This is a genomic window from Tistrella mobilis KA081020-065, assembly GCF_000264455.2.
GTDB lineage: Bacteria > Pseudomonadota > Alphaproteobacteria > Tistrellales > Tistrellaceae > Tistrella > Tistrella mobilis.
On sequence record NC_017956.1, the window covers coordinates 3237524 to 3248888 of the forward strand.

Annotated in this window: 8 protein-coding genes; 5 read left to right on the forward strand and 3 right to left on the reverse strand. The window is 63.0% G+C overall.

Features of this window, described 5'->3' with window-relative positions; genetic code table 11:
* Positions 1-12: 12 nt before the first annotated feature.
* Positions 13-2013 carry a TonB-dependent receptor domain-containing protein gene (locus TMO_RS14735; RefSeq protein ID WP_187297787.1) on the reverse strand — a complete coding sequence of 667 codons (2001 nt, stop codon included), beginning with the start codon at positions 2011-2013 and terminating at the stop codon, positions 13-15.
* 89 nt (positions 2014-2102) lie between these two features.
* On the reverse strand, positions 2103-3041 hold the full coding sequence (locus tag TMO_RS14740; RefSeq protein WP_041605004.1) for a LysR family transcriptional regulator: 939 nt from the start codon (positions 3039-3041) through the stop codon (positions 2103-2105).
* Between the two features lie 283 nt (positions 3042-3324).
* On the opposite strand from TMO_RS14740, the gene TMO_RS14745 reads away from it, so the two are divergent.
* From TMO_RS14745 to TMO_RS14765, 5 genes are all read left to right on the forward strand, one after another.
* Positions 3325-4005: a response regulator gene (locus TMO_RS14745; RefSeq protein WP_041605005.1), complete on the forward strand. Its 681-nt coding sequence runs from the start codon at positions 3325-3327 to the stop codon at positions 4003-4005.
* Positions 4002-5834, forward strand: coding sequence for an ATP-binding protein (locus TMO_RS29525; protein WP_014746442.1), 1833 nt, complete (start codon positions 4002-4004; stop codon positions 5832-5834). The genes TMO_RS14745 and TMO_RS29525 overlap by 4 nt, the downstream gene beginning before the upstream one ends.
* A 135-nt stretch (positions 5835-5969) precedes the next feature.
* Positions 5970-7118: a hypothetical protein gene (locus TMO_RS14755; protein WP_014746443.1), complete on the forward strand. Its 1149-nt coding sequence runs from the start codon at positions 5970-5972 to the stop codon at positions 7116-7118.
* A gap of 311 nt (positions 7119-7429) precedes the next feature.
* Positions 7430-8599: a hypothetical protein gene (locus tag TMO_RS14760; RefSeq protein WP_014746444.1), complete on the forward strand. Its 1170-nt coding sequence runs from the start codon at positions 7430-7432 to the stop codon at positions 8597-8599.
* Positions 8596-10140: a hypothetical protein gene (locus TMO_RS14765; RefSeq protein WP_014746445.1), complete on the forward strand. Its 1545-nt coding sequence runs from the start codon at positions 8596-8598 to the stop codon at positions 10138-10140. The genes TMO_RS14760 and TMO_RS14765 overlap by 4 nt, the downstream gene beginning before the upstream one ends.
* Before the next feature lie 7 nt (positions 10141-10147).
* Here the strand turns inward: TMO_RS14765 and adhP are convergent, their stop codons facing one another.
* A complete protein-coding gene (gene adhP / locus TMO_RS14770) occupies positions 10148-11179 on the reverse strand; it encodes an alcohol dehydrogenase AdhP (RefSeq protein WP_014746446.1) in 1032 nt (343 codons plus the stop codon).
* Between the last annotated feature and the right edge of the window lie 186 nt (positions 11180-11365).

Sequence of the window (11365 nt, forward strand, 5' to 3'; positions counted from 1 at the left end):
GATGAGGGGTGATCAGAAGCGCGCCGAGGCGCCGACGAACACGGTCCGGCCGCGTTCGACGAAGGCATAGGCATCGTCCGGGTCGTCGGTGCGGCTGTCGGCCACGTTCAGCACGCCGCCGCGCACCGAGAAGGTCTCGTTGATCATCCAGTCGGCGCCGAGGTCGACGACGGTATAAGGGTCGAGGGTCAGGGCTCCCGACCGCTGGCGGCCGGTATAGGTGGCACGGGTATAGGCGGTCACCTCGTCCGACACGAACCAGTCGAGCTTGCCGTTGATCGTGTGCTTGGGCCGGTTGTCGAGCACGGCACCGGTCACCTCGTTGCGCGGATCGAGCCAGGTCCAGTTGGCCGACAGCCGGCCGAAATCCCAGAGCATGGTGTAGGCATTGGCTTCGACGCCGCGGATGCGTGCCTCGTTGATGTTCACGGGCACGAAGACATTGCGGCCGTTCTCCTGGCCGACCGGGGTCACGCCATTGCCGCGCGGCGTCTCGATCAGGTTCTCGATATCGTTCTGGAACAGGGTGACGGTCGCCCCCCAGGAACCGGTGTCATAGCCGGCGGAGAGTTCGTAGTTCACGCTCTCCTCGGGCTTCAGATCCGGATTGCCCTTGATGTAGCAGCTGCCGCGGCAGGACGAGGTGCGCGAATCCTCGGTCAGCTGACGCAGGGTCGGCGCCTTGAAACCGGTGGAGACGCCGCCCTTGATCGTGATCTCGCGCGTCGGTGTCCAGACGACATAGCCGCGGGGTGTGAAATGGGTGCCGAAATACTTATCTTCATCCAGGCGACCGCCCGCGAGCAGCTTGATCTCGTCGGTCAGACGAAACTCGTCCTGAAGATAGAGCGCCTGGGCATCGGTTTCGGCCCGCCCGCTGTCGAACTCTTCCGGCGATTTGAGTTCGATCCATCGCGCCTCGGCACCCATCACCAGGGTATGGCGGTCGAGAGGCAGCGAGACATTGCCCTCGATGACCCGGTTCTCCTGGCGGATGCTGTCTTCCGCGGTCTCGGAGGTTTCGGCATAGGCGCGGATGAAGGTGGTGCCCCAATCCCAGTCGCCTTCGTGCGACAGCCCCATGTCGCGGCGCTTCACCACCGCATCGGCATCGCCCCAGCCGCTGATATAGTACTCGCCGAAGCGGGTCTGGCGCGACTGGCCGTATTCGGCCTCGATTGTCTGGTCGTCGTCGGGGGTCAGGGTGAACTTGACCCGGCCCTGATAATCCTCGCGGCCTTCGAGCGTGGCGAGATCGGACCGGTTCACGACCGTGCCGTTCGGACGGATGACCGGGTTGCCGCTGCCGTCGGTGACCGCGCCACCATCCAGCCCGTTCCAGATCTCCCGGCGATCGAAGGTGCCGGTGACGGTGACGGCGAGCTTTTCGTCGACCAGCGGCCCCGACAGGAAGAAGCTGGTCCGGGCTTCGGTACCCCGGTCGCCCTCGGTCGGCATGTCGAAGCCCAGATCGACGCTGCCGGTCCAGTGCCGTGCGGCCGGCTTCGTGATGATGTTCACCACGCCGCCCATGGCTTCGGAGCCGTAGAGGGCCGACATGCCGCCCCGGACCACCTCGATCCGGTCGATGGCGGCGACCGGGATGGCGCCGATGTCGAAATCATTGTGGCGGAAAACGGATTCGGTCGAATTGACCCGCTTACCGTCGAGCAGCATCAGGGTGAAGGACGGGTCCATACCGCGAATGCTGATCTGCCGGCGCCCCTGGCTGCCGGCGGTCAGGCTGATGCCGGGAATGTCGCGGATCGCCTCGGTCAGGTCCGAGACCGGATAGGCCTTCAGATCCTCGCCGTCGACCACGGTCACCGAGGCCGGCGCGGTGCGCGCCTCTTCTTCGGTGCGGGTGGCGGAGACCACCATCTGGTCCAGCTCCACCGCCCTCCGCTCCTGCGCTTCGGCCGCCACCGACATCATCATGCCCGCCATGGCCGCCCCGGCCGTCGTGGTGGTGGTGGCGCGCCAGCGCGCGCGCCGTCCGCGGCGATCCGTCATCATCCCACTCCCGTGCAAGGGTTTACTCAAACTTTGCGAGTAACTCGCACTTGCATAACGGAAAGGGAAATACGCGGTTCGGATATCGGTTATGCGCATGCCGGATCACCGACGGCCGCCGTTATGCGCTCAATGAGCCAATGGAGCGCCGGATCCCTGCGGGCGCGTTCATGCCAGACCAGCCAGTAGTCGAAGGTGCCGAACACGTCGGGCGCCTCGAACATCACCAGCCCGCGGGCTTCGGCGAAGCGCTTCGCAGCGCGCTCCGGCAGGATCAGCAGCGCATCCGACTGCTCGACCAGCAGCGGCGCCACCGAGAAATACGGCATCTGCACCGCCACCTGGCGCCGCTTGTCCAGGCGGCGCAGCTGGCGGGCGACATGGCTGCCGGTCAGATCGCCCAGCACCGTGATCACCACATGCGGCCAGGCAAGGCAGGCATCGATGGTGGGCGGCCGGCCGGCCATGACATCGGGGTCGCGGGTGATCGGGTGATGCTCGCGCACCAGACAGGCACGGCGTTCGGTGAACAGCCGGCGGCGATACAGCTCGGGCCGCTCGGGCGTGCGGCCGATGATCACCATGTCGAGCGCGCCGGCGGCCAGCTTCTGATGATCGTCGTCGCTCAACGGATCGACGGCGATCTCGATATTGGGGGTGGCGGCAAGCTCGCCCATCACGGGTGCCAGCACCGACAGCACGCCGTAATCGGTCGACGACACCCGGAAGCGTCGCCGATCGGTGGCGGGGTCGAAGCCGGCCGGCTTGAACAGCCGCCGGATGTCGCCAAGTGCCGCCGCGACCGGCCCCTTCAGCGCCAGCGCCCGGGGCGTGGGCACCATCTCCTTGCCGGATTTGATCAGCAGCGGGTCGCCGAACAGCTCGCGCAGCCGCGCGAGCGAGCGGCTGACCGCCGGCTGGCTGGATCGCAGCCGTTCGGCGGCACGGGTCACGCTGCCGGTCTCGATCAGCGCCGAGAACACGACCAGAAGGTTGAGATCGATCCGGGTGAGGTCGTCGTCGGACATGGGTCTCGCGGCGAAGGCAGGTGCCGGCAGGCGGGCCGGCATCTCGAACCGCAAATAAGTCGCAAGTGCACCTTGAGCGCAAGCCTGCAACCATGCCCCGCGACGCTTTCGCGCGGACCCGGGTGCGGAAGGCCACAATCGTGACGGTCCGGCGGTGACGGGTCTGCCTGCCGGTTCGGGCCCAGCCCCGGCGTTTACCATGTTTCAGGTAGAGCCAGCGCCGCCCCCCCGGCATAGACTGGCGGTGCCATTTGATCGGCGCATCGCTGTGATCGGGGAGTGAATGACGGAAGAACGCGAGACGCGCCGCATACGCATCGTGCTGACCGAAGACGATGCCCCGGTTCGCGACCGGCTGGCCCAGATCATCCGGGGCTGGCCGATGGCGGAACTGGTCGGGGCCTGCGCCACGCTGGCCGAGACCTGCGCCGTGATCGAGGCCGAGCCGATCAACCTGCTGATCACCGACCTCAAACTGCCCGACGGCAACGGCATCGAGGCGATCCGCCTGCTGTCCCGCCGGCAGCGCGACGCCCAGGCGATGGTCATCTCGGCACTGGCCGACGAGACCACCGTGCTGGCGGCGATCGAGGCCGGGGCGACCGGCTATCTGCTCAAGGACATGGAGTCGCACGATCTCTGCGAGGCCGTGCTGGATGTGATGCTCGGCAGATCCCCCATCTCGTCCAGCATCGCCCGGGTTCTGGTGCGCCGCCTGTCGGATACTGCGCGCCCCGGCGCGCAGGAGGCAGCGACGGTTCCGGCCCCGACCCTGACGCCGCGGGAGATGGATATCCTCTGGGGGATCGCCAAGGGCTTCACCTATGCCGAACTGGCCGAGCGGCTGGGCATCTCGCACCAGACCGTGCCCGTGCATGTCCGGAACATCTATCGCAAGCTTCAGGCGTCCAACCGCTCGGAGGCCGTCTATGAGGCGACCCGCCTGGGGCTGATCCGCCTGTGACCGCGGCGGGCCCGGCAGATCACCGGCACGGCGTTGCGGTCGCTGTGCTGCTGGCGGTCATGATCGCTCTTGCCGGGCTTCCCTTTCTGGTCGGCCTGCCTTCCCCCAAGGCCGCGCTGGTGCTGGATCGGGCACAGCTGTCGCTGAACGGCGGCCCGGCTCATCCGGTCCGGCTGCCGCACAGCTGGCAACGCGATCTGCCCGAGCGGACGCAAGCGGTTTATCTGATCGATGTCGTCATCGATGCGGTTCCCGACCGGCCACAGAGCCTGTTCATCCCGTCGATCCGGCAGAAGCTGGCGGTGCAGTTGAACGGCCGGGTTCTGTATCGCCAGCGGGCGGCATCATGGGCCGATCTGTCGCGCGGCTATTTCGAGCTGCGGCAGATCCCGCCCGATCTTCTGGTCACCGGCACCAATCATCTGGTACTGACGCTGACCCGCACAGACGGGCTGATCCCGGCCCATCTCTCCCGGATCTATATCGGTGATGCCGAGGGGATGATCGATCCTCCGTGGCTCAGGCCGCTCATCAATACCGAGCTGCGCAGCATTTCGCTGGCGCTGCATCTGTTCATCGCGGCAGGGCTGTTCGCGATCTGGGCCGGGCGACCCTCCGATCCGGTGTTTCGCTGGCTGATGGTGCTCAGCGTCAGCAGTCTGGCGATGGCCGGGATCGAGCTCTGGCCCTTCCCGCGTCTCATCCCGTTCGCGACGTCTCATATCGTGCTGATGCTGCCGGCTTTCGGGCTGATGATGATCGGCCTTGCCCTGGCGATCACCGGACGCCCCAGACCGCGCTGGCTGGTACCGGCCATCATCCTCGTCCCCGCCCTGCTGCTGACGGTCCGGATCCTCGCCGATGCGCCGATCGCTCCCACGCAGCTTCTGGGGGCGGGCATCGGCATTGCCGGCCATGCCGTGGCCGGCCTGGTGCTTCTGCATGCTTTCGTCACACAGCGGTTGTGGACAGGGGGGCTGCTCGGCGTGTCCGCGCTGTTGACCGCCTGGTTCGGCATTCACGACGTTGCCGTGGCCTTCGGCCTGATCCCGGGCGCGTTCCTGCTGTCGACCTTCGTGCGGCTGCTGACCTATCTCGCCTTCCTCATCCTGCTGATGTCGCGGCTCGCCACCAGTCTCAACCGGCTCGACCGGGCCAATGACGATCTGCGCGCCCGGCTGGCGGAGCGCGAAGCCGAGCTGTCGATCCTGCACGAGACGGAGAAACATCTGGTCGGCCAGGCGGTCCGCGAACAGGAACGCCGCCGGCTGATGCAGGATCTGCATGACGGGCTGAGCGGCCATCTGGTGTCGATCATCGCCCTCTCCGAGACCGGACAGCGGCGCGACGACATCGAGCGGACCGCGCGCGAGGCCCTCGACGATCTCAGGCTGGTCATCCACTCGCTCGACCTCGGCGATACCGATCTGCCGCTGGCGCTGGCCGGCTTCCGAGAACGACTGACCCCGCGGCTTCGGCGGCTGGATGTCCGGCTGGTCTGGTCGATGGAAGCGCTACCCGAAATCCAGGGCGTCACACCAGGCAACGCCCTGTCGATCCTCCGGATCCTGCAGGAAGCCGTGACGAATGCCCTGAAGCACGGCCCCGCACGGTTGATCGAGATCAGGGGCACCCCCGACCCCGCAGGTGCCGGCGGAAAGATCGTCGTCACAGATGACGGCACATCGACCGCGCCCATCGGCAAAGGCTTCGGCCTTGAGAACATGCGACGGCGCGCCAGACAGGTTGGCGGCAGCATCTCCCTGGTCAAGAACACAAATGGCAATGCGCTGCAATTATGTTTGCCAACTCGGCTTAACGACTGTTAATTCGCGTAAATACGTATTTATTTTGAGAGATTTTCTGCAAGCTTATACCATATTGATGGTATTTTGCTCAGATGTTTCACGTGTCTCTCTACGAGGGTACTTGATCGCCCCTCACATGAAACATGGGAGACAATGATGATGAAAATACGCAAATGGGCCTGCAGCGTGTCGAGCATCGTCCTGATCCTCAACGGTTCAGCAGCCTTCGCCCAGGACTGTGCCAGCCTGGCAAGCGACGTTGGTACGCGGATCGCGGATCTGAAGAAGAAGGCAGATACGGCGCCTGACGACGTCGAGAGCGACTATGCGTCGGCAACGTCGAAGGACTATGCGAACAAGCTCTTCTCCAGATTTGAGGATCTCAACAAGAAGGCAATACAGGCCTCGCAGCTCATCAACCAAGGATATAATCTTGCCGGTTACACTTCACCATTCAAGGAAGGGCAGCAGCAGACCAAGATACCACCGGTTGTGACCAATACGATGAGCAATGCTGAAGCCCTCGCTCAGGCCGCGGCGGATGACGACAACACCAAACTCGACATCCTGAGCCTGCGCTGCAGCCAGTCCACCGAACAGACTGCGCTCTCAGCCTATCTTGCCCAGGCTGATGCCGGCACCGTCTCGTCCTACGAGGCTGCCAAATACAACATCTGCAAGGTCGTTCACATTCTGGCCGATCTCCAGGACAAACGACAGAAGCTGAATGACATCCGCGAGAACGGATATCCACTCTTCTATCTCCATGAAAAGGAGAAGAAGAGCTATGACGGCCACAGCCGGACAATCCAGCTCAAAGTTGACCTCCGGCTCTACCCCGTATACCCGGAGCATGAGGATCAGGACATTCTTCTGGGTAAGTTGGAGAAAATTCGCCTGTCCTACAATTCGTACTTTAAGTGGAGCGACAATAACTGGACCAAGCTCAACGTCCTCCAGAAACTGGTCGACGACCAGAATGATGAAAAGGAGGTCTGCTGGGGCAGCATCAAGATCACCAGCAGCGTGAAAGCCGACATCTGTTCCCAGGTTTACAACATCAGCACCGACAGCTTGAAGATCAAAGTCCGGGCGAAATTCAAGTACAGCGGTGACACGCATGCCGTCAGCCTCGGTACGGTCACTGTCCCGGCGCCGTTCGGATATCTGTCGGATCTGTCGGACATGAAGGAGAAGAAAATGCAGGATCTGCAGGCGAAGGTCGTCGATCGCATTGCATCCCTGTTCGGAGCCTATGGTGACGTGATCGAGAAAGCCCAGAGCTGGCAGAAATCCTGCTCGTGATCCTCACCACATTCAGGGGGCACGGATGCTGGATGCCGCCGTGCCCCAGCCACATTTCCATGAGAGCCCGGGTTCATGGCGGTCCCAGCTCGTGAGAAATTCCGGGCCCATGAGAAATTCCGGGCCGGAGACCAGGCCGCAGTGACCTGCCACTGCAAAGGTCCGGTTCGACGACTGCCAGCATTCATGACCATCGTCCGGGATCCGGGCCGGAGATTCGCTCCGGGTACCATGTTGATGGTATTCCGCTACCGGCGATCGTGTGCCCCTCTAGGAGGTATCGCGCGTCCCTCGGATGAGACAGAAAGATAATGAAAAAGCAGATGCATAACTGGGCATGCAGCATTGCGGCCCTTGCCGTCATCCTCAATGTTTCAACTGCCGCTGCCCAGGACTGTCTCGGCCTGGCGGGCGATGTCGGCGCGAGAATCACCGACCTGAAAAAGAAGGCCGATGCTGCACCGGGAGACGTCCAGAACGACTATGCCTCGGCGACCTCTAAGGACTACGCAAAGAGCTTCTTCACAGCGTTCGATGACCTCAACAAAAAGGCCAATGAGGCATCTCAACTTGTCGGTCAGGGCTACAAGCTGGCGGGCTACACGGCGGTCTTCCAGGAAGGCCAGATCCAGACAAAGATGCCACCAGTCGTGACCAACACCATGAGCAATGCCGAAGCCCTCGCCCAGGTGGCGGCCGATGGTGACAAGACGAAACTGGACATCCTGAGCCTGCGCTGCAGCCAGTCGACTGAACAGACTGCGCTCGCCACCTATCTCGCCCAGGCGGATGCAGGAACCGTCTCCGCCTACAAGACCGCAAAATACGAAGCCTGCAAGGTCATCCACATCCTGGCCGACCTTCAGGACAAGCGGCAGAAGCTGAACGATATCCGTGAAAACGGATATCCGCTGTTTTTTCTCCATGCCAAGGACAAGAAGAAATTTGCCGGCCACAGCCGGACTATCCAGCTGAAGGTCGACCTGCGGATGTTTCCAATCTACCCCGACAAGACAATGAAGGTGGATGGAAAAGACCAACCCGTCCTCCTTGGACAGATCCAGGGAATCGACTTGTCGTATAATAGCTATTTCAAGTGGAGTGATGATAACTGGACTACACTCAACCTGTATCAGTATATTATTTCGGATACGCGGAAGGATGACTACACCTGCGCCCCCTATTTCCACATGACCAGCCACGTGGAGGCGACGCTCTGCGTCAAGGTCGAAGCGGCGAGTGCCGATAAACTCAAGGTCGGGGCGAAGGCCAAATTCAAATACAAAGGCGACACGAAAGAGGTCGGTTTCGGTACCCAGACCATCCCGGCGCCCTTTGGTTATCTCGCCGATCTCTCCGACATGAAGGAAAAGAAGATGCAGGACCTCCAGTCAAAGGTCGTGCATCGCGTCGCCTCGCTCTTTGACGCCTATGATGCGGTGTCGGAGAAGGCCGAAGCCTGGCAGAAGTCCTGCAAATGAACCTGGTGCCGTCTCCTGCGGCCCCGACGTCCCCCCGGCGCCCACACGGTTTTTTCAGGCCGCCCGAACGCCGGGCCATTCCGGGCCGGCGCATCCGGGCGGCCGCAGCCGCCAGCGCCTGTATCATCCTGTCGGCCTGCTTCGGCGGCACACCACACTTCGCCGAACCCATGGCTCCGATCCATGAACTCGGGCATGACTGGCGCAAGCACTTCAGCTACGGGCTGGATCTGCTCGACCAGGACACCCCGCTCAACAACCGGGCAGTCTTCACGCGTGCCGCTTTCGCCAGTGCCGCACGTTTTGCCCGTGACCATGCCCCTTCCTATGTCGGGCTCGGCCTCGCCGAGAGCATGCTCGGCAATCAGGGAGAGGCTGAGGTCGCCTTTCTAAATGCCGCATTGATCGAGGATCGTAGCCTGTACTGGGCACTCGCGACCATTGCAGCCCTGCGCAACGGTGACGAGGCTGTCGCACGCACCCTCTTCGATGCGATGCAATCCGCGAAAATCCAGAGTGACGACCCGGCGAGCCGCTTCGTGCGAGAGGTCTATCTGGCAGAAAACCCTCCGTCAGAGGCCGCCATAACCAGGATCCCCTATCAGGCCAGGATTGAAGGCCTGGACGATGATCTCATCTGCAACGATACATCTGATGACGACGTGTGCCGCGACCTGAACATCGTCGCCAATCTTTACTTCGTCCGCCGGACGTCGTCCGAAACGATGGCCCGAGGCACCGACTTCTTCAACGAACTCACGGTTCAGCTCGGCGCAGAACGAACCCAGAGCTGGGAGAAAAACTCCGGTCAGGACTGGCAAATGAGCATCCTGAACGAAGTCACGCTCTCAATCCCCGAGATTCAGTATGCGGTCCGCATCACCCCCCAGGCCAGCAACAGCAAGGTCTATGTCGACGCGGCACCCTCGGTGGTAACGTCCATCGGAAATACCTCGGAGATCCATGAAGGGGCCAATCTGACGATCCTCTACAACTCGACCGGCGATGCCGAGGAGTACACGGCCGAGACAGGGCTGACGCTCCATATAGAACCGGATCGGGCGACACCCAGATATGCCAGTCTGCAATTGCAGTTCGAGTTCAGCTCGATCGCAACCTTCGAACCATCAGCCCTGGCACAGGTCCTGAACGTGTCGAAGAACACCTATCAAATCACCGGCTATTTCCCCTATGGCCGGCCAGTGGTTCTCGGCACGATTGCCAACACCACGAAACAACACACCAATAGCGGTCAGACTGTCCTCGACCGCATTCCTCTGGTCGGCGGTGCTTTTGGGCAGTCGGACACACAGCTTGCGACATCAGACACACTGATCCTCGCCCGATTGTCTGTCCCATCTGCCTTCCATGGCTCGCACGAGCAACGGGTACTTGATGCGATGCGGGGCATGGGTGTCGAGGTGATGGGATATGACATGATCGAACGTCGCAGGATTGTCCATCTGGCACCGGACCTTCTCGACTTCCTGCCAGCCTTCCTCAAAACCGGTGCCCTTTCGGGCACCGGTTTTGAGGGCTGATCGCCCGTCAGATCTTCAGCACGACCCGGCCTTCGATTTTGCCGGCCCGCATGCGATCGAAGACGTCGTTGACGTCTTCCAGCCGCGCGGTCGAATAGGTCGCCGCCACCTTGCCCTCGCCGGCGAAGGTGAGGCATTCGGCAAGATCGGCCCGGGTGCCGACGATCGATCCGCGGATGGTGCGACGGTTCAACACCATGTTGAAGATCGAGATCGGGAAGGTGCCGGGCGGCAGGCCGCAAAGCGCCATGATGCCGCGGCGGCGGAGCATGTCGGCGGCCTGGGCGAAGGCCTTCTCGGAAACCGCGGTGACCAGCACGCCATGGGCGCCGCCCTCGGTCTCGGTGATCATCTTCTGCACGACCTCGGGGTCGCGGGCATCCAGCGCCACATCGGCGCCCAACCGGCGGGCGAGGGCCAGCTTTTCATCCCCGATATCGACCGCCGCCACATGCAGCCCCATCGCCTTGCCGTATTGCACGGCCAGATGACCGAGGCCGCCGACGCCCGAGACCACCAGCCACTGGCCGGGCCGGGCCTCGGTCTCCTTGATGCCCTTGTAGACGGTGACGCCGGCACAAAGGATCGGGGCCGCCGCCTCGAAGCCCAGCGCCTGGGGCAGGTGGCCGACATAGGCCGGGTCGGCAAGCACATAGTCGGCAAAACCGCCGTCGACGGAATAGCCGGTGTTCTGCTGATCGCCGCAGAGAGTTTCCCAGCCGGTAATGCAGTGCTCGCAATGGCCGCAGGCGGTGTGCAGCCAGGGCACGCCCACCCGGTCGCCCTCTTTCACCGACCGCACCCCGGCGCCCACGGCGGCGACATAACCCACGCCTTCATGGCCGGGGATGAAGGGCGGTTCCGGCTTCACCGGCCAGTCGCCCTCGGCCGCATGAAGATCGGTATGGCAGACACCCGAGGCCACGACCTTGATCAGGACCTGCCCGGGATCCGGGCGCGGCACGGGAACCTCGTCTATGACCAGCGGCTGGCCGAAAGCGCGCACCACGGCCGCCTTCATCGTGTTCGGCAGAGACATCTTCGCGTTTCCTCCATCGGTGAGACGTCCGGACGGTTTGTCCGCCCCCCTTCATGCGGACGCAGCCGGCGGGGGGTCTCGTTGTGGATGGTCTGGAAAGAGAGATGATCGCGCAGGTGGCGCAACACGATCAGCATAGCGCGTTCCGGGCGGAACCGCACGCCCGCTGCCCCGGGGCGTATCAGG